Raw genomic sequence first — 19368 nt, forward strand, 5'->3', positions numbered from 1 at the left:
TTGCCTGAACAGGCGACTCAAAGATTGCTTTGATAACTTTTAATTCCAGAACAATATCGCCGGAAGAAAAAGCAGAAACAGTTTTGTTTGTCATATCTTAAATATATCCGTTAATTCGATACTTCTTTATTTTCCTCTTTTCTCTATTTTTCTCTCAAAATATGAAAGAGACTACGGAGAAATTAAAGAAAATAGTCTTTAGGGTTGTTTTATTAATGTCAGAAAAGATTGATTTGATTCCGCAAATGAAGACAAATATTTAAAGTAATTTAAAAAATGGTAAAACTTTTAATAGATAAACAGCCTAACCATTATTAATAAGTGGGGAACGCTTTATAGAAAATATGTTGAGCGGAGAGTAAAATATGGAAAGATATAAAGGATTCAAGGTATGGGCTCAACAGAATCCAAATAACTTCTTACTTTTGTCATTTGGTTCTGTGATGAGCTTTTTATTGCTAGTAGGCACTATCATCGGACTTCTTGCAGGAGTTGGGATGATTGTAATGCCCAATGAAATTTCTCTAACGATACTTGAATTAATCATTTGGTGCTTGTTAATGGTTCCACTCTCTGCTTGGGCACTGGAGATAAAGGGAAGAAGCAAATGGTGGTTGATCCTTTCAATTGCGTGGTGGGGAGTCGTAATATTAGTGCTACTCAAAAACAACAACAAAGGAACTTCATGCGTTTAATGTAATTGCTTAACTTGTTGTTGCAAGGAACTATTCAAATTTATAGCGAATATATTATCTTGAATCCAAGAAATCTCTCGATAACAAATCTTAAACCTATTGTCTTTTAATAGACGAGTTCGATCAAAAATCCTGCAAAATGTCCCTTATAAAGCTGCAAAATTACAGGTATGTTTAAAAATCAAGTTAGAGAAATAATTCACCATTTGTCCAGAGTTCATCAAATTTTGTCTTGAATCGCTTTGCATATGATTCATTATATATTCTTGTCATACCGAGGTTTCTACTCATATTGAACTGGTCTTCAATATCGATCAGGGTTATCTTAGAATCGATGATTGTAAAATTGTATTCGGTTTCTAAAATTCTTACTTCCATCAGATCCTTAAAATCGCGTTTAAATGACAGATCTTCTATTGAATCAATAAGCTCTTTTAATGATGGCAGTAGTTGTGATCCCGGATCTAAAATTTTAACTTTTATGCCGCGCTGTACTAAACTCATATAAGCTTTGCTAAAGGTGGATACTGAGGCATCATACAGCTCCGATCTTCCAGGCTTGTACTTAATATGAATTACAACACACATTTCTTGCTCTATTTTCTCAAAAGATGAAGTCACCATTTCATTTAGTTCATTATTACGAAACCTGTCAGGCCAGAAGATAGTTTCAACATTTTGTGGGGAACTGTCGTTGCAAAGTTCCCTTTCGATTTCATCAAATGTTTCTTTGAGAATTTTTAGCTCATTGAGTGTTTCTTCCTCTTTTCTTTTGTACATGAGTTTAAATGCGCTTTTAGGATCAACCGCCCGGTATCTCTGTGGTCGTGATGGCTGGATTTCGACAAGCTCATAATTTTTGAGGGCTTTGAGAACCTCGTAGATCTTTCCTATAGGGACTTTCGATGCATGTGATAATTTGCTTGCTTCTATAGAATCCTGTTTTAGAAGTGTCAGGTAAACTGAACTCTCATACCTGTTCAATCCAATTTTTGCAAGTAATTTTTCATCCATCTTTTCACTACTTTTCAGTTTATTGTAGAGTAAAACGATTATCTTTCTGAACGATATTAAGACTACTGTTCAAGCATATGAAAGTGAAGTTGTTAAGTTAAAGGCTATACTGACCGAATACATTAGTTCGAATAAAAGAACGATATGTGACAAAGGTTACATTGAACCTATAGAAGAATAATAAGTAACAAACTCCATGAAATAATATGGGATAGAGTAGCTAAAAGTGGTCAAGATGATGTTTACAAAAAGTAACAAATATGATTTTGATTTTGTTAAAGAAAACATGATGGGACCAAACTCAATGAAGATTCTTGAAGAAGTGTCCGAATCTTTGAAATTTGAGAAAGGTATGAGAATACTTGATCTTGGTTGTGGGAGAGGGCTGACCTCAATATTCCTGGCAAAAGAATATGATGTTACAGTTTTTGCAACTGATCTCTGGATCAGTGCAACAGAGAACTATGAGAGAATTAAGTCAATGGGCCTGGAAGATAAAATAATCCCAATCCATGCCGAAGCACACAACCTACCTTTTGCAAATGAGTTTTTTGATCTTGCCATAAGCATAGATGCCTATCATTATTTTGGGATCGAAGCAGATTATTTGACAAAGTATTTTGCTCCACTCGTAAAAAAAGGAGGGCAAATGGCAGTTGCAGTTCCGGGCTTGAAGCAGGAATTTACAAATGGAGTTCCAGCAGAATTAGTGCCATACTGGTTTGATGATATGACTTTAACTCTACACTCATACGATTGGTGGTATAATTTATGGAAAAGCTCTGATTTGGTAAGTATTAAAGAATGCAAAGAATTAAATTGCTTAAAAGAATCCTGGCAGGATTGGCTTTCGTGTGATAACGATTATGCTCGTAGGGATATAGGAATGATGGAAGCTGAAGGTGGAAACTACTTTAATCTGGTTTCAATCATAGCTACAAAGTTATGATTCAAAATTTGTTGAGGAGCTCACGACCTGGCCTACAAAATTCCGTTCATTAACTTCCTTAGATCGGCAATGAAATTATTCAAATTACAGGCGAAAAGAAACGAAAGTACTTTTCAAGTCACATTACTTACATTCTAAATAAATAAAGGAAAAAATGAGCGGATTGGAAACTGCTACTTCTTCAATGTACGTTGTCGGGTTTTCGATTTCTTAATCATCCAAATGTATTTGGGGAAGATTTCAGCAGACTGCGGCAGGAAAAATATATTTTTAATGAATTGCTTTGAGGGAAGATTTTCATTCAATATTAGGAGGGGTCCGATTTCTGACAGCTTTCCTCGATCCCTATACACTAGAAAAACTTCACTCGAATCAGAAAAATCCCCCCGAGGGAAAAAGAATCGCTTAATCTAAAGAAGCCCTGCAAAGTACCCCTTCAAGACTGCAAAAATCACGGATCTTTTAATTTCACCTTTCTTAACTTTATCTTAACAAACGTATTCGTGGTAGATCTAAGCAGACCGCTGGCAGGAAAAAAATATTTTAACTGAATTGAATTGAAAATAAAACTCAAGTTTCCATCCTTAGTAATTATAAATACCACTACAGCAGATTAACATGGTGGGTTATTATAAAGGACATTGAAGAATAATTATTTTGAAAAGGTTGGTGGGATAATATGAAAGGATTTGCAATGCTTGGTATTGGGAAAGTGGGATGGATTGATGCTGAAAGACCTTCAGCAGGACCATATGATGCAATCGTTAGACCTATTGCTGTTGCTCCGTGTACCTCAGATGTTCATACTGTCTGGGAAGGTGCGCTTGGAGACCGCAAAAACTTGATTTTAGGACATGAATCTGCAGGTGTTATAGATGAAATCGGATCAGAGGTCAAAGACTTCAAACCAGGCGATAAAGTAATTGTTCCTGCAATTACACCTGACTGGCGATCTATGGAGGCACAGGATGGAGTACCTATGCACTCAAATGGAATGCTTGGTGGATGGAAATTTTCAAACTCCAAAAATGGAGTCTTTGCAGAATATTTCCATGTAAATGATGCAGACATGAATTTAGCTCTACTTCCAGAAGGAATGCCCCTCGAACAGGCTGTCATGCTATCAGATATGGCAACTACCGGAATACAGGGTGCAGAAATGGCAAAAATTAAAACGGGCTCTACAGTTGCAGTCATAGGAATTGGTCCCGTTGGTCTGATGGCAGTGGCAGGTGCAACTATTCTTGGTGCAGGCAGGCTCTTTGCAATAGGAAGTCGGAAAGCCTCTGTTGATCTTGCTCTGGAATACGGAGCATCTGAAATTATTGACTACAGAAAAGGTGGACTTGTTGAACAGATTCTTGAAAAGACGAATGGAAAAGGTGTGGACTCTGTAATCATAGCAGGAGGAAATGAAAACACAATTTCGGATGCAGTCAAAATTGTAAAACCTGGAGGCACTGTATCAAACGTCAACTACTACGGAACCGGAGACATACTTCCCATTCCACGTATTGAATGGGGGGTGGGTATGTCTCACAAAGACATACGTGGTAGCCTGACAACCGGAGGTCGTCTGAGAATGGAAAGAATGGCAAACCTATGTACCTACGGAAGAATAAAACCGGAAAAAATGGCCACCCACGTATTCAAAGGATTCGACAAAATAGAAGATGCTCTCATGCTCATGAAAAATAAACCAAGAGATCTGATCAAACCTGTTGTTCTTCTGGATAAATAAGCGAGTCAATTATCCCTTCCAAAACTCTTCACAAAGCTAAGAGTTTTAAGGAAGGGGTATTCTCGCCTTATGTAAGGGATTGATCAGATAGGATAGAGTCGTAAAAACCCTGCAGAGTGCACCTTCTAAAGCTGCAAAAATCACGGGTTTTTAATTTTACATTCCTTAGCCCTTTTCTTAACAAACCTATTCGGGGGAGATTTAAGCAGACCGCCAGCAGGAAAAGTATATTAAAATAGAAAATAAGAGGGAATGAAAGAAGTTTCAGCATTTTTCTATAGTAATTATAAAAGCTAAAGTATGAGATTTCAATAAATCGTCTATAGAATCTTGCCAGCAGCAACAGAGACGCGCTTCTGCAGAAAAGTAAAATATGGATTTCAGGCATCTTTTTCAGACACCTTTGTTTCAGATACCTGTTATATCAGGCATATCTTTATTCTATACTTTTAAAATCTTTACTTAATATAGCCTTTCCGCTCAAGCCATTCGACCTGAGGTCTTGTATATTTCCAGATTACTTCGGCTTTGGAGTCCTGGATTTCCCAGGGATTGGCTATGACAACATCGCCTTCGCGGATCCACATCTTCTTCTTTTTAGAACCTGGAATCCTGCCCATGCGAACGACTCCATCCATACATTGAAGCGTTACCCTTTTCGAACCTAGTAAACTCGCAACCGTTGCCAGGACTTCATTTCGGTCTTTGCGGGGGATTCGTACCCTTGATACTTCAGGGGTATCTCCTGCATTTACTGGTTTGTTTGATCCCGATTGTCTTTTTCTAATAGTGCTTCTGTAATTAGCCAGATTAATTCCTCCTTGACATACTTATGTTAATTTGTTTAGAAGTAGTGTATTGAATAATTCGTACCGGTTCCCATTATCTATGCCGGTTTGTTCTTACTTTTTCTTTCCTCATGAGGTGGAAACAAGTAAAGAAACAAAGAGAATAAACCAAAAAAAACAAAAAGAAAAGATGAATCAGGCGTTAATGTAACTTTAATGACAAATTAACACCTGATGCAGATTATCCTTAAAATTTCCTGTGGTTAGGAAGACATTCCCTGCAATACACTGGTCTTCCTTCGGTGGGTTTGAACGGTACCTCAGTTTCAACACCGCAGTCAGAACAGGTCACTTTTGTCATTTCCCTTGGTCCGCTGTTACCGCGGAAACCTCCGGAATTTCCCCTGAAATTTCTGTCATTAAAAGCCATTTTCGTTTCACCTCCGCTTGTAGCGGATATTTAATAATTTTAAAAACAAGATTGTATATCCCCTAGATTAAAAACAAAAATCGGTTTTTAATAACAGATCATACGTCTCTTTATTTTCAATACATACATCATACAGTCAAATTACATAAAGGTGCTTATACAAAAGAGAGCTCACTCTCTCAACGTAGAGAACTCTTTTTTTAAACATAGTTTACAGAGAAGGTAGCAGCCCATTTTTTGATGTTATGCTTTTGAAACCAGGATTGCTTGAAAAATTTTCACTATCCTTTAAAAACAGCCACTTCAATGCCAAAAGATCACTAAATTACATAACAATTGGCTCTGTAAAGTGCTCCTTCTCAAACTGTAAAAGGTCACAGGTATAATAATTATATTTTAAGACAGCCTCTAAGATAGACCTCAAAAAGTGGAAAAGAAAAAAGTGTTGATGTAACTCAGTTACATAAACAACATTTAGTATCTGTTTTCTCTGGATTTCCTGTGGTTAGGAAGACACTCTCTGCAATAGACCGGTCTTTCCGGGTCAGGTTTGAAAGGCACTTCTGTCTCAACATTGCAGTCAGAACAGATAGCTTTGTGCATTTCTCTGGGAGCGCCGAAATTATTTCCTCTAAACATGTTTCTGTCATTAAAAGCCATTTTTGTTTCACCTTGTTTTAGTTTTTGTTAATTGTTTGAAAATAAGATTGTATAGAACTCTTTGATTAAAAACAAAAATTGGTTTTTAATAACAGATTGTTATACGTCTCTTTATTTATCAACATACATAAATGGCACTTAAAATATATAAATTTATCTATAAAATATGAACATACTCTTTATCAAATTAGATAACAATTTTTTTTAATACGGTTTGCAGAAAAGCTAACAACCCATTTTTCTGATATTTCTGAAAACAGGCTTCGTTTGAAAAACCTGACAGCATAATTCGAAAACAGATATGCAATACCAAATATCTGATTAATGACTTATGAACCAGCTTCAAAGGTTTGATCGATAAAGCAAAATTTGTCAGCCCTGTAAAGTGCCTCTTCTAAAGTTGCAAAAATCGAGAATTTTTTAGTTCCCTTTTCTTACAAATGTATTGGGTGAGATTCAAGCAGACCGCCAGCAGGAAATAATATCTTTGAACTGAGCTAAAACAATTAGAAAAATATACTTTGACAAACGAAACTTACTCTAATAAATCACCAAATCAAAATTTTTTACTTTACTATAAAAATTATTCTCCCAAAATAGAGGTCACCCAGAAAATTTATTTGAATTAAGGTTTATCGTTAACCGGTATCAAATTGTAACTTAATATTTTTAGCTTAGAGGAGGAGAAATTTGTTCTGGAATGAAGTATATAAGGGCACGCCGCCGTGGGACCTAGATCACCCCCAGTCTGCTTTTCAGGCTCTTATACAAAGTGGAGAGATCAGGCCTGGTCGAGCTCTGGACATAGGATGTGGCCGGGGTGAGAATGCGATAATGCTGGCTATGAGTGGATGTGATGTTACAGGTATGGACCTTGCTGAAAATGCCATCTCCGACGCAAGGGCAAAAGCTGTAGAGCGTCATATTAAGGTAAACTTTGTTGTAGGAAATGTACTGCAGATGGACCGGTTTTTCAAGGAAGGCGAGTTCGATGTCGTCATAGATTCCGGCCTGTTTCACGTGATGACAGATGAAGAGAGACCGGTTTTTACGCAACAGGTGCACAGGATACTCAGGGAAGGCGGCAAATATTTCATGCTATGTTTCTCTGATAAGGAGCCGGGAGAATACGAGTTGCCCAGAAGACTCTCAAAAGCTGAAATAGAGAGTACTTTTTCGCCCCTTTTTAATATAGTCTATATAAAAGACGCGGTTTTTGATTCGTTGCTCAGTCCGAGTAGTAGAAAAGCCTATCTTTTATCAGCTACAAGAAATTAATCGGATAAGAAAGTAATTTCGAAAATATCGATAAACGTGAAATTAATAAGCTCTTCAGAGTGCGAGTGCTCTCCAAATCTGCAAAAATTACGGTTTCTTCAATTTCTTTTTCCTTACAAACATGTTCGGAAGAAATTGAAGCAGATCGTCAACAGGATAAACATATTTAAAGCCGGTTAAGAATAGACGAAAAGTAGCAGATAAAAAATAAGAAAAATCTTTTTTATTGATCGTGTTCACAAAAATAGAAAAGTAGTGAGCGAATTCCGTTAACACTTCTCCAGTGCTTCTAAAGTTTGCTGGAAATACTGGTTTACAATCTGAATATACATTTCCTTCGGCAAGAGTTCACGGCTCACAGCATCAAGGTTTTCCTGTGATATCTTCTGTCCTTTTGCGAGCTGACGACCTGCTTCCTTTGCCGCCTCAAAAATGTCATTTATCGGTGCACCCATCTCCAGCATACCGGGCATAGCTTCGCCATGAGGGCGCAAAAGTGCCCCTGCAAACTCGGCGGATGCATTCTTACAAAATGCTTTCATAAACACAAGCAAGGGATCAAAATTATCCTTCTCCCAAAAACCACAATTAGAGATCAGCACAAATTTGAGAGTCTTAGCTTCCCCACGTACTGAATGGCGACAGTGTTCTTCTCGTAGCTCAAAGAAGGGCTGTACCCTTGGTATCATCCTGTCAATCAGATTCTTCATCGGACCCGTGACCCCGTCTACATAAACGGGGGTAGCAAACACTATAACGTCAACCTCAGCGATCTTAGGATATAAGATATTCATGTCGTCATTATGATAACACTTACCTGGGGTCTTCAGCCAGCAGTTAAACTCACCTGTACAGGGGTTGATATTAAGCTTCTTTGTATAGAAGAGTTCAACCTCTGCTCCTGCTTCTTTCATCCCTTCAAGAAAAGGATTCAGTATCAAAGCCGTGTTGCCTTTATCCATTCTTGGACTGGAATTTATTGCCAGAACTTTCATATGTGATTCCCTCCAACATACCTCAACCACTTTTAGCAAAGAACAGGTTTTTGTTTCATTGCGTCAAAAAGCAGTCCTTTTACGCTCATTACTTATAAATCACATTTTTTGGGTCTTACAAAAATTAAAAAAGCTCCACTGAAAAAATATTGCAGTAAATCAGAAATTACACTCTTGCATAAAAATGTATTTGAGAAATTATCACACAAACTGTATTTGTACTGAGGAAAACAACTCAGAAGAATCTATTTCCGGGTCAAAAAACTAATCTTTCTGAAGATTTCTCATTTTTCAAATCTATAAAAACTATGGGTTTTTTAGCTCTTTTTTCCCAATTCTTTTTTAACAACTTATTCGGGAAAGATTCAAGTAAATCGTCGGCAAGAACAATATGTTTTAACTGAATTGATTACAGGGAAAGGTTTTCATTTCATATTTGTCGACTCATTACCGGATGTTTTGACTTTCTGAGGTCTTACTATCACAGTTATATATAGCCATCATATCTTTATTCATTGTTTACTCACCGAGTAAGCTGATGATAGAGATCTTTTCCTTAAAAAGGTAGCAAATAAACCACAAGCTGCGGCTGCACAGCCTACTCCTGCAGGATAAGTGATACTGGTTGGTAGGCTGAACCCTTCAGGGGCCTGTAAGATATATGTTGTTACCACCGCTGTCATAAATGCAGCCGGGATGGTAGCGATCCAGTGAAATCTGTCGTTATTTGACAAATATACAGCAGATGTCCAGAGAACTATGGTAGCTAATGCCTGATTCGAGAAAGCGAAGTAACGCCAGACTATACTGAAATCGATCAGAGTCAGACTGAACCCGATGGCAAATATTGGCAAAGCTATTATTAACCTGTTCTTTAAAGGTCTCTGGTCCAGGTTAATTGCATCAGCTATGGTTAGACGTACACTCCTGAATGCCGTATCTCCAGATGTAATGGGGCAGGCAATAACTCCGAGGATTGCTAGAATTCCTCCTACAGGCCCCAGCAAACCCAATGATACATTCTTTACCACCAGGGCAGCACCTCCTGCAGTAGTGATTTCACTCAGACCGGTTACTCCTCCTGGAAAGAAAGACATTGCAGCAGCAGCCCAGATAAGGGCGATAACCCCCTCTGCTATCATAGCTCCGTAAAAAATACGTCTGCCATATTTCTCATTAGTCAGACATCGGGACATTACCGGAGACTGGGTTGAGTGGAACCCGCTAACAGCTCCGCAGGCTATGGTTACAAAAAGCATAGGCCACAAAGGAAGGCCTTCAGGATGGAAACTCCTGAAGGCTATTTCAGGTATCTCATATCCTTTAATGAGAAGCATGGAGACGATGCCTAATGCCATTATCAACAGGACAGCTCCAAATAAGGGGTAGATACGGCTTACGATCTTGTCGATCGGATCGACAGTAGCCAGGAAGTAATATAGGAGGATGATGACCAGCCAGAAATTCGATTGGGCCAGTAGCCCTGTGAATCCCAGATTTGCCATAAGTCCTGCCGGTCCGGACATAAATACCGTTCCTATAAGTATGAGTAAGATGGTGGAGAACACGATAATGGCAACCCTGGCCTTTCTTCCTAAATATATCCCCACAATTTCTGAAATGCTCTTTCCCTCATGACGGACACTTAGCATTCCGGAAAAATAATCATGCACTCCGCCTGCAAAAATACTACCCAGGACGATCCACAGGAAAGAAGCGGGACCGTATAAGGCTCCCAGAATAGCCCCATATATAGGGCCCAGGCCAGCAATGTTGAGAAATTGGATGAGGAATATTCTTGGCCAGCTGAGGGGAACAAAATCAACACCGTCTTCCTTGGTGTACGCAGGCGTTCTTCGTGAAGAATCAGCTCCGAATACATTTTCGACAAACATACCGTACGAAAAATAGCCCAACAAAAGAGTGGCCAGAGAGATAAGGAAACTGATCATATTATTTAATAAAGAGGTTTTTTATTATTTGCTGGTTTCCCTTCAAATTTTCTATTAAATGTACTCAAGAATTCTTCTCTATTGGATGTAGGATTGTTTCACTTATTCATAAGTAAGCCATAAAAGGACAAAAGTATCAGGATAAAAGTATCAGGATAAAAGTATCAGGATAAAAGTATCAGGATAAAAGTATCAGGATAAAAGTATCAAAATTTAAGTTGGAGATTAGAGAACGGAAAATTCAAGCCATTTCTATCCACCAATCTCCAGTAAAACCCTCGATCTAATCTCTGGCAAAACACCTGCAAAAGTATTTTACTTACTTGAATTCAAACAGAAATTTCTTTTGTCAGGAGATAAGCGACCATTTCGGGTTTTAGCTTACTTTCACTTGAAACCATCTTCTCAATCTCCTCAGTGGATTTACCTTCTATTTTCATTTCCTTGATGTTTTCAAGTAGCAGGGGTGGAATTACGTAATATTCATTGATGTCTTTCCTGTGACCCCAGATATCTCCTTCGAGAAGCTGGATTCTCTGCATCTGAAGGAACATTTCTATGGACTTTGAGACAGTAGCCATATAAGATTTAGGCAACTGAATTACTTCAATCCTCGGGCATGTTTCTACCAGTTCAAAGATATCCTTGTTTGAAGGTCTGAATGTCAGGTGTACGATACGCTCATTTGGGTTAAGTGTAGAGATTTCTTCTCTAGAACTGACCACTCTAATTTTCATGTTTTCCCCCTCTATTTATTTTTATTTACAATAATATAAATTATACATACTTATTATAAATATTTTTCTTATTAAGCTAATATTATTTAGGTAGTATTTAAAGACAGACACGAATTATATAAGGTCACTAATAAGGTTCTAATAAGGTTACTAATAAGGTTACTAATTTGATTTAGTGGCGTCAAAAATGAAATAAAAACTATTTTCTAAAGCTATTTTGTTTTTTGCTTCGATTTTTACTCTCAATTCCACTATAGTTGCTTCCAAAGTTTAGCTTAATTATTTTATTCATTCATTTCCACAGCTTCAAACTTTCATGAGACTTCCATACATGCAAATATCCTCACAATAAGAGTTCCGGTGTTTACTTCCTGAGACAAAAATGTATTCAGCTAGAATCAAGTATAAAAAGCAATAAAAGCCTATCAGATCTAAAAATATTATAAAGAATTAGATGCTTATACACGGCGAGTAGTCTTTGATTAAGTAAGATATACATGTTTCTGGTGTTTATTACATGGGTTTATTAGATGTCCTTAAAAACAAAGCAAAAATCTCTCAAAAATCTCCCAAACTAAATTATTCGATTACTGACAATATTCTATCAGCTGGCGATTTTACGGGAGAATATCATCAATCACCAAAAGGCAAATTCATTTTAACATGGAAAGATCAAAATGAAAATGGGAAGTATATTTTATTGGAAGGAGGGAAAGTAAAACTTCAAGCTAAAATGAGGCACCCTGATAACGGAATGGTTTCAAACTCTGGAGTGTTTATTCTCAGCGATTTGACTTCTAAGGGCATGTACGGAGTGTTCCATATAATTAATTCAGACGGAGAGACTCTAATAAAACAAAGATTCAAGGCAAATCTGGGTCCTGCCAGCATTTCAGATGACGGGAGTTTCGCTGTTTGCCAGGCTTTAGAAAGTACCGGTAAGTCGGATAGCTGTAAATTGTTTTTCTTTGATATAAAGAATAGAAAACTGTTATGGAAAAAAAATACCTGAAACAATCGGACCTGAACTTAACTGGGCAAAAAAGTACCGCTTTGATACTAAAAGAAAAGTCCTTTATTTAATACACGATAAGAATAGAGTTTACCGTTATACCTTTGAAGGAACTTTCATTGATTCTAAATTATATAGACATGACTGCATCATTGTTGGGAACGATACTGAGTTTCTTGAAGCCATTAAAGAACTGAAAGTAGACCTTTCTGAAAACATCGATCCCAGAGAATATGATGCACTTATAATTCCTCTAAAAAAAGGATTAAAAAATTTTCTGACAAAGGCACCAGATCGATAATTCATAGAGTTTTGGGAGAAATACTCCATTTACAGGGAAATAATGCTGAGGCGATAAAACATTTTGAAACCGCATTGAAACTTAATCCCAGGGTGGGAGTAAAAAGGACACTCGAAAAATTAAAGAAAATCGATTAACTTGACTAAGGTCACATTAAAAGTAAAGTTTCCCCAGATTTCATATGCCAGATGTACTTTCATAGTGAAATCAACAACATCAATTGGAGTAACTGTATAATCTGACGAAGTCAAGTTATAAGTCAAGTTATTCTCCATCTAAGGAGGAAATGACTAATTACTGCCTCTAAAAGAACTGCCCGGAAACTCTTTATTCTCGGGAAATCTCAGCCTGCGGACCAGACAGGGGCTGCTTTATCCACCTAATGTAATATCTTGATCCTGATAAAACTCCAGTGCACTGTATAAGTGTTCTGGCTTAAAATCCGGCCACATTTCATCGACTACATATATATCTGAGTATACTGTTTGAATCGGAAGCATTCCGCTGAGCCTATGTCTCCCTCCCCACCGGATAAGTAAGTCTATTCTTGGAATCTCTGCTGATGCAATGCTTTCTACCATTTTTTTACTATCTGAAGAGTTATCAAATGCATACGTTAAATCCCAATACCAGCCATAATTTACCAAAAAATTTATCCTTATTTTACCTTTCCCAAATTTAGTTCTCTTTGTATATGCAAGCAACTCTTTTGGAAACATATCCGAACTAGTATTCCCTAGTACAAGTAATTCAGCGTCACGTTTAGAAATCTCTTGAACTGATTTTATACAGGCATCTACAAATGCTTTTCTTTGAACCTGAGGCCTTTTTGTGTTATCTTGAGTGAATCCAAAATAAGTAACTTCGTCTATTCCGATTTTTACGCATATATCATATAATTCCAGACCCGGAACTATTCCGTTGTCGTATCCTTCATGTTTTTCTAAACCTCTAGATAGAGCCCATCTTCTGTTGCCGTCCGGTATTATAGCAATATGTCCTGGCAATCTTTTGAATTTTGGTATCCCCAGAAAATTACCCCCCTATGTCTTTGCTTAAAATACTATAAATAATCTTCATTGGACTTAATTAATAACGGATTTTATGCACAGTTTTGATTACTATATAGTATTTTTCCAATACTTTCTCAGATATATGACATAAAAAAAAATAATACTTTTTGGTATTTTGTACCTTAATCCAAATGGAGTTACCCTATATTGTAAGAAGAGATTTTTTAATCCTGAAAAGCCGGGTCCACAAAAATTTTAGTTTCAAAAATCTATAAAGCTTTTTCAATTAGTCTTAAATTAACAAAAAAGCCGCCGCGGTATTTGCGGTCGGCTGGAGCTAAAAATCAGGTCAAAATTTCAGGTTAAAGATTTACCAGTGTTTTGAAGCCGCCATAAGCCATGCGCCTGTAATCGAATATATCAGGGCTGCCTGACTCCATCATTTCTTTCATTCTTGGATCGTTCATAACTGCTTCATTTACTTTGTCTCTTTGCTCTTTTGATTCATAAACAATCCATGAGAAAACTACGGTTTCTCCTTCAGAAGTGTTAGCTGCTTTTTTGAAAGAAACCATTTCTTCGATATCCAGTTCATCCCCAATACATTCGTAGTACTCTAAAGCACCAAGCTCTTTCCAGATCTCACCTGCTTTTTGAGCAATTTCTCTGTATTTGCTTACTTTGTCTTTAGGTATAGGAATTAAAAATCCGTCCACATATCTTTCTGCATTTCCCATATTCTCTTCCCTCTTCTCCTAATTTCCTTTCTGGTCTAGATTGACGATACAGACATTCACGTTTTTGACCCCGGAAAAAATAAATACAAAGTACAACTGCTGGTTGGGCTTTTGCACTTTTTCTTCTCGATGACTATAATCTCTTTTATTACCATGATATTTTAATCTCTCAGTAACCATTATTCAGGTAACTATTCAGCGTATCTAAAATCAGTTTAAAAACAATAATTAGAATTATCAAAGATATATAGCTGTTAGACTATATGGTGAACAGGGGAATCAGAAAGCATTTATTACTGGATCTTTTCCAATAAAGCAAAAATTATATTTTGTTGGCTTATAAAATGCCTTTTAAATTGCAAAAACATTTCTGCGTTATCATCCGATGGTAACCGTTTGCTCATTTCAATCCAGTTCCTGACGGTCTTTGACTCTTCATCGAAATCATTCAGTTTTTCAGGAAGAAGTTTCTCTATGAAATCTCTGGAAGATAAAGCCCAGTTTATATATCTTCTAAATAAGTCATCCTGCACAAGAAACTGGTCATTAGTAAGTTTAAACCATCTGTAGCAAAGAGTCGGATCTTCAAAAGGATCGAACTTCATATCCGGATCATGCTCCCACATTTTGGGAAGGTCAGACACGCTACCGACTCCTGCACCAAGATGAGGATCGCATTGAATGGGAACCGAATAAAAAAATTCACGTAAAGATTCCAGCATGATATCTGATTCTGAAATCAGGTCATCAATTTGTTTTTTATTATCTTGTTTTTTATAATCAATTTGTTCTTTATCGTTAACTTGTTTTTTATTGACAATTTGCTTATCAACTTCAATTTGCTCTTTAATCTCCTGAGCCACATCTACACCCCCCAGAAAGTACAGATTTTTATTCCTTTATCCACGATCGAAAATTTATGTTGGACAGCACAGGCTGCCCCTTTAAAATTGTTTCTTTTTCGGTCCTTGTGCGCGTGTTCTGAGAACCATGATCTGATGATCTAAAAAGATCCTCGAAAAAGTCTAACGCTAAATAAAAGAAATGATCAACCCTGAGACGTGCTCTTTGAATCTTTAAAAGTTCGCTGGTTTTCTATCTTTTAGATTCTACAAAAGAAGCTATCTTCAATAAGTTAATTGATTTTTATCCTACTGTTAGATTTCATCCTTATTGTTCTCTTTTTATCCTTACTCTTCCAGGCTTATTTAGACCCTGCCTGTCCCGTCGCAATTGATACAACTGTTAAATCCATCTCCCCAGCATAGGGGACATTCTTCCCACTCCCTATCGCCTGCAAATTCTCTCCACGTTCCGCCTGCTCCGTCACAGTTCCAGCATTTTTCCTTTCCACTGCCTCCACAGTTACGACATACGTCGCTCATAAATTCACCCCGGATTTTTGGTAAATACTGGTGTCTAAGTAAATATTGGTGTCTAAGATTACATGCATTTCATGCATTTCAGTTCCTATGCAAATGCTAAAAACTAAGAGTATTTTTATAATTGTTGTTCTATATTAAAGCGGTTTTGAAACAATGTTCCTGATAACTGATTTCCCCTGCCAGTAACCTGTCGGTCTAAGATAATTCTTTTTGCAATCATTTGCAGTTCTACAACAAGCCGACAATTCCTCCCGATCCCAATACTCGATGATAAGCCAGAGAAATCCAGTCTTCGGTTCATGGCTCGCTGCGGAGTGCTGCAAATAGTACTCTAGCGGATTTATGGGGCTCACACATCTCGATGAGCAGCTTTTCAGAGTAGCTGTCGGCTTTCCGGGAAAACATCCAGTTTCAGATAGGGACACGGTAATCGAGGAACTGAAAGCTCAGGGTAAGCGGCAAGAAGAAAATCAAACTGTGAATAAAACAAACAATACCGGAGTAACAGAAAATACAGAAACAATGGGTAAGCAGGAAGAAACTCAAACCGTTAATAAGGAAAGAGATACAGGAATGGCAGAGAAAACGAAGACAGCAAGAGGTCAGGAAGGGAATTACAGCTCTACTCAGAAATCTAATAGCATTCCTTTCATAAGCTTTATCTGGTTGCTTACAACGGTACTGGGTGCAAGCATGTATGTAAGGAAGTAGAGATTTTTGCAGGATTTAGTGGAAATATAAGATCAATATTAATACAGAAAAAATAAGAATTGATTTATAAAAAACTATTTTGTAAGAGAGAATGCTGAAGACAAAGTGATATTTAAGTGTTATTTGTTATTTTTACCCTCCTTTCTGCAACTTAAGCTAGTATGAGCAGAATCTTAAAGTTGCTTAACCTTCCTGGATTTTTTCTAGGAAATCCATAACAGAATTTCCTAAAATTTCCTCATTATGATTCTGAATATAGGCTATTTTTTCTAGTATTTTAAAGTTGCCGGGCAGTGTGCCTGAATTTCTGTAAAATTCTCTATACCTTTTTCCTCTTCTTTTTTGATTACTGTTCCATTATTAAATACTTATTTCCTGTAATCCACTCTTCATTAATATCAATCAGTATTGAGACTTGTAGTCTCAATACTGATTCCTGACTCGGGAATGCCCCTACTACCTTAGTTCTTCTTTTTATCTCCTTGTTAGTTCTCTCCATGATATTTGTTGTCCTTATTCTTCTCCAATGATTTTCCGGGAACTGCATATAATTCATTACATCATACTGGAAACTTTCAAGTGTATCAGCTGCGCTTTTATATCCCATTTTATCCAGTTCTCTAATCAATTCCTGTAACTTCTGACGGTCTACCAATGCTTCTTTTATTTTATCTGCTACTTCTTTTTGCTTCTTTTTTGGAACCTTTTTTAGGGCTTGTCTTATCAGATGGACATGACACATTTGCCAGCTTGATCCAACAAAGGACTCTCTAACTGCTTTTTGTATTCCTTTATGACCATCAGAAACAATTAACTTGACACCTCTTAACCCTCTTACTTTAAGGTCTTCGAATAGATCTTGCCAGAATAGAGAGTCTTCACTGTCTGCTAATCTTGCTCCAAGAATCTCACGATAACCGTCGTCCCTGACTCCGGCAACTATGAAAAGAGCTTTATTTTCATAGTGAAGTCCATCTCTCACTTTGAGATAAGTCGCATCGATAAACAGATAAGGAATTTCGTGTTCTATTGGCTTTGATAAGAACTCTTCAACCTTTTGATCAAGTTCTTTAGTAATCCTGGAAACAGAAGAGGCTGAGATTCCCTCTACTCCTAAAGCAGTCATGATCTTATCCACCCTTCGGGTGGAAACACCTTGGAGATAAGATTCACTCACGGCAGCTAAAATGGCCTTTTCAACTCTTGAATACTTCTCAAAAACCTCTGTTTCAAAGGGAAACTCACGGAACTGAGGTTTTAATAATTCAAGTTCTCCATACTTGGTCAGGAGAGTACGGGGTTTGTAACCGTTTCTACTAGCTTTGCGAGAATCAGTCCTCTCATAACGTTTTGCACCAGATTGGAGGAGGGCTTCCTCCTCCATTACAAGGTTTAAAAACCAGGTAATTAACTGGCGAATTCCATCTTCCTGATCGAAAAGATAATCTTTTATAAATGAGACGACATTAACCATTGACTCTGCATCCTGTTTTTTTTGTGGTGAAAGGAAAAGGATATAGAGTCAATCATATTTTACAGAACTTTCGGTACACTGCCGGATCTCATACTTAGACTCAAAAATAGAGTCTAATGCAATACTAAAAACGCGCTGTCGTTTGTAAAAGTGCCCTAGTGAACTACCCCTCCCTGCTTTCTGATGAAAGCGAGGAAGTGGCTTCTTGCTTCATCCCTCGAACTACTGTTCGCAAGTCCACAAGCTCATCCCCTGCGTTCCGTAGGTGTCAGATAACTATAAGATTTTGATCTTGAAGAGAGAATTTTTTGATATTGATTGCAGCATTTATGTCTCTGTCATGCTTTGTTTTGCAACCAGGACACGTCCACTCTCTAACATCAAGAGTTAGATTGGAATTGTGATACCCACAAACATTGCATAATTTAGAAGATGGCTCAAATCTTCCTATTCGTAAAATGGTTTTTCCCAACCATTCAGCTTTATACTCTAATTTTGTTACAAAACTACTCAACGAAGCATCGGAAATAGACTGAGCCAGACAATGATTTTTTACCATACCTTTAACATTCAGAGTTTCCAGCGCAATAGCTTGGTTCTCGCTAATCAGTCTAAAAGAGAGTTGATGCTGGAAATTATTTCTCTGATTGCTAATAGTTTCATGGATTTTTGAAAGATGCTGTCTAGCCTTATTCCTATTCTTAGAGCCTTTAACTTTTCTCGATACTCTTTTTTGCAAACATTTCATTCTTTTTAGAGAATTTTCAAGGTATTTTGGATTTTCAACCTTTTCTCCATTTGATAGAACTGCAAAATCTTTGATGCCTGCATCAATACCTATTGTAGTTGATTCTGAAAAGTTCTGCTTTTCAGGAATATCTTTTTCGTTATCTACAAGGATACTGATATAATATTTTCCTGTACTTGATCTTGAAATTGTTGCGGTTTTAAGTTTGCCTTCAAACCTTCTATGAAGTATGGTTTTAACTTCACCTATTTTAGGAAGCTTAATTATCTGCTTCTCAAAATCTACCGCATAATGTTGAGGCATTTGATATGATTGAACCGGATTTTTCTTAGACTTGAACTTGGGAAATCCGGATTTCTCTCTAAAGAATTTAGTAAATGCTGATTCTACATTTACTAAAGAGGCAAGTAGAGCCTGTGAATTAGCTTCTTTTAACCATTCGTTAGAAGGTTTTACTTCATGGACTAAAATGTGCTGTAAATCAAACCTCGATATTGATTTCCCAGTTTGTTCATAAGTTTTTATCTTTTGTTCTAAAGCCCAGTTATAGACAAATCTACATGCACCAAAATGAACTTGTATCATTTCCTTTTGTTTTTTGCTAGGGTAGATTCGATATTTGTAGGCTTTTAACATACTATACATTATGCGTTTTAAAGAAATATATAGGTTTTGTTAAACTTAATATAGTGAAGTTGACGGCTTTCATCCCCCACCTGTCGCTTCGCTCCGAGGAAGGGGACTTCAC

Annotated in this window: 19 protein-coding genes and 1 pseudogene; 7 read left to right on the top strand and 13 right to left on the bottom strand. The window is 37.1% G+C overall.

The genetic code is table 11. The annotated features are described in order from the left end of the window. Window positions 1-365: 365 nt before the first annotated feature. Window positions 366-695, top strand: coding sequence for a hypothetical protein (locus MSHOH_RS09175; protein ID WP_048139100.1), 330 nt, complete (start codon window positions 366-368; stop codon window positions 693-695). 186 nt (window positions 696-881) lie between these two features. Here MSHOH_RS09175 and MSHOH_RS09180 read toward each other — a convergent pair whose 3' ends face one another. Then, window positions 882-1709 carry a TrmB family transcriptional regulator gene (locus MSHOH_RS09180; protein ID WP_048139102.1) on the bottom strand — a complete coding sequence of 276 codons (828 nt, stop codon included), beginning with the start codon at window positions 1707-1709 and terminating at the stop codon, window positions 882-884. 238 nt (window positions 1710-1947) lie between these two features. On the opposite strand from MSHOH_RS09180, the gene MSHOH_RS09185 reads away from it, so the two are divergent. Together MSHOH_RS09185 and MSHOH_RS09190 are read left to right on the top strand one after the other, a co-directional pair. Next, a complete protein-coding gene (locus MSHOH_RS09185) occupies window positions 1948-2658 on the top strand; it encodes an SAM-dependent methyltransferase (RefSeq protein ID WP_048139104.1) in 711 nt (236 codons plus the stop codon). A 679-nt stretch (window positions 2659-3337) separates the two neighbouring features. Further along, the gene (locus tag MSHOH_RS09190; protein ID WP_048139106.1) at window positions 3338-4399 is read left to right on the top strand and encodes an NAD(P)-dependent alcohol dehydrogenase; all 1062 of its coding nucleotides are present in this window, start codon (window positions 3338-3340) and stop codon (window positions 4397-4399) included. A gap of 458 nt (window positions 4400-4857) precedes the next feature. On the opposite strand, the gene eif1A is transcribed toward MSHOH_RS09190, so the two are convergent. The 3 genes from eif1A to MSHOH_RS09205 form a co-directional block, all read right to left on the bottom strand. Continuing rightward, a complete protein-coding gene (gene eif1A, locus MSHOH_RS22730) occupies window positions 4858-5187 on the bottom strand; it encodes a translation initiation factor eIF-1A (protein ID WP_082089294.1) in 330 nt (109 codons plus the stop codon). Window positions 5188-5434: 247 nt separating this feature from the next. Next, on the bottom strand, window positions 5435-5617 hold the full coding sequence (locus tag MSHOH_RS09200; RefSeq protein WP_048134822.1) for a CxxC-x17-CxxC domain-containing protein: 183 nt from the start codon (window positions 5615-5617) through the stop codon (window positions 5435-5437). 474 nt (window positions 5618-6091) lie between these two features. Continuing rightward, on the bottom strand, window positions 6092-6277 hold the full coding sequence (locus tag MSHOH_RS09205; protein WP_048139110.1) for a CxxC-x17-CxxC domain-containing protein: 186 nt from the start codon (window positions 6275-6277) through the stop codon (window positions 6092-6094). A gap of 690 nt (window positions 6278-6967) precedes the next feature. On the opposite strand from MSHOH_RS09205, the gene MSHOH_RS09210 reads away from it, so the two are divergent. Further along, window positions 6968-7555 carry a class I SAM-dependent methyltransferase gene (locus MSHOH_RS09210; RefSeq protein WP_048139112.1) on the top strand — a complete coding sequence of 196 codons (588 nt, stop codon included), beginning with the start codon at window positions 6968-6970 and terminating at the stop codon, window positions 7553-7555. A 269-nt stretch (window positions 7556-7824) separates the two neighbouring features. Here MSHOH_RS09210 and MSHOH_RS09220 read toward each other — a convergent pair whose 3' ends face one another. The 3 genes from MSHOH_RS09220 to MSHOH_RS09230 all read right to left on the bottom strand — a co-directional run bounded on the left by MSHOH_RS09220 (window position 7825) and on the right by MSHOH_RS09230 (window position 11239). Continuing rightward, complete coding sequence (locus MSHOH_RS09220; protein ID WP_048139116.1) at window positions 7825-8550, bottom strand: flavodoxin family protein; 726 nt, start codon at window positions 8548-8550, stop codon at window positions 7825-7827. Between the two features lie 512 nt (window positions 8551-9062). Further along, entirely contained in the window at window positions 9063-10502 is a 1440-nt protein-coding gene (locus tag MSHOH_RS09225; protein WP_048139118.1) for a carbon starvation CstA family protein, read from the bottom strand. A gap of 329 nt (window positions 10503-10831) precedes the next feature. Further along, window positions 10832-11239 (bottom strand): DUF1699 family protein, encoded by a 408-nt coding sequence (locus MSHOH_RS09230; RefSeq protein ID WP_048139120.1) that lies wholly within the window; start codon window positions 11237-11239, stop codon window positions 10832-10834. 517 nt (window positions 11240-11756) lie between these two features. Here MSHOH_RS09230 and MSHOH_RS25140 point away from each other — a divergent pair. Together MSHOH_RS25140 and MSHOH_RS25145 are read left to right on the top strand one after the other, a co-directional pair. After that, window positions 11757-12251 (top strand): hypothetical protein, encoded by a 495-nt coding sequence (locus MSHOH_RS25140; RefSeq protein ID WP_239451301.1) that lies wholly within the window; start codon window positions 11757-11759, stop codon window positions 12249-12251. Window positions 12252-12563: 312 nt separating this feature from the next. Beyond that, window positions 12564-12689, top strand: coding sequence for a tetratricopeptide repeat protein (locus MSHOH_RS25145; RefSeq protein WP_239451302.1), 126 nt, complete (start codon window positions 12564-12566; stop codon window positions 12687-12689). A 234-nt stretch (window positions 12690-12923) separates the two neighbouring features. Here MSHOH_RS25145 and MSHOH_RS09240 read toward each other — a convergent pair whose 3' ends face one another. The 4 genes from MSHOH_RS09240 to MSHOH_RS23665 all read right to left on the bottom strand — a co-directional run bounded on the left by MSHOH_RS09240 (window position 12924) and on the right by MSHOH_RS23665 (window position 15687). Continuing rightward, entirely contained in the window at window positions 12924-13559 is a 636-nt protein-coding gene (locus MSHOH_RS09240) for an undecaprenyl diphosphate synthase family protein (protein WP_239451303.1), read from the bottom strand. A gap of 368 nt (window positions 13560-13927) precedes the next feature. Next, a complete protein-coding gene (locus MSHOH_RS09245) occupies window positions 13928-14302 on the bottom strand; it encodes a DUF1428 domain-containing protein (RefSeq protein ID WP_048139124.1) in 375 nt (124 codons plus the stop codon). Between the two features lie 293 nt (window positions 14303-14595). Further along, window positions 14596-15165: a hypothetical protein gene (locus MSHOH_RS09250; protein WP_048139126.1), complete on the bottom strand. Its 570-nt coding sequence runs from the start codon at window positions 15163-15165 to the stop codon at window positions 14596-14598. Window positions 15166-15510: 345 nt separating this feature from the next. Next, window positions 15511-15687, bottom strand: a complete 177-nt coding sequence (locus MSHOH_RS23665; protein WP_158024101.1) for a DnaJ-like cysteine-rich domain-containing protein — start codon at window positions 15685-15687, stop codon at window positions 15511-15513. A gap of 342 nt (window positions 15688-16029) precedes the next feature. Here MSHOH_RS23665 and MSHOH_RS09255 point away from each other — a divergent pair, with 342 nt between their 5' ends. After that, a complete protein-coding gene (locus MSHOH_RS09255; protein WP_052730788.1) occupies window positions 16030-16398 on the top strand; it encodes a hypothetical protein in 369 nt (122 codons plus the stop codon). Window positions 16399-16744: 346 nt separating this feature from the next. Here MSHOH_RS09255 and MSHOH_RS09260 read toward each other — a convergent pair. Both MSHOH_RS09260 and tnpB read right to left on the bottom strand, forming a co-directional pair. Then, a pseudogene (locus MSHOH_RS09260) lies at window positions 16745-17924 on the bottom strand (IS256 family transposase). Between the two features lie 216 nt (window positions 17925-18140). Beyond that, on the bottom strand, window positions 18141-19256 hold the full coding sequence (gene tnpB, locus MSHOH_RS09265; RefSeq protein ID WP_048143321.1) for an IS200/IS605 family element RNA-guided endonuclease TnpB: 1116 nt from the start codon (window positions 19254-19256) through the stop codon (window positions 18141-18143). Between the last annotated feature and the right edge of the window lie 112 nt (window positions 19257-19368).

This window comes from Methanosarcina horonobensis HB-1 = JCM 15518 (assembly GCF_000970285.1).
Classification (GTDB): Archaea; Halobacteriota; Methanosarcinia; order Methanosarcinales; family Methanosarcinaceae; genus Methanosarcina; species Methanosarcina horonobensis.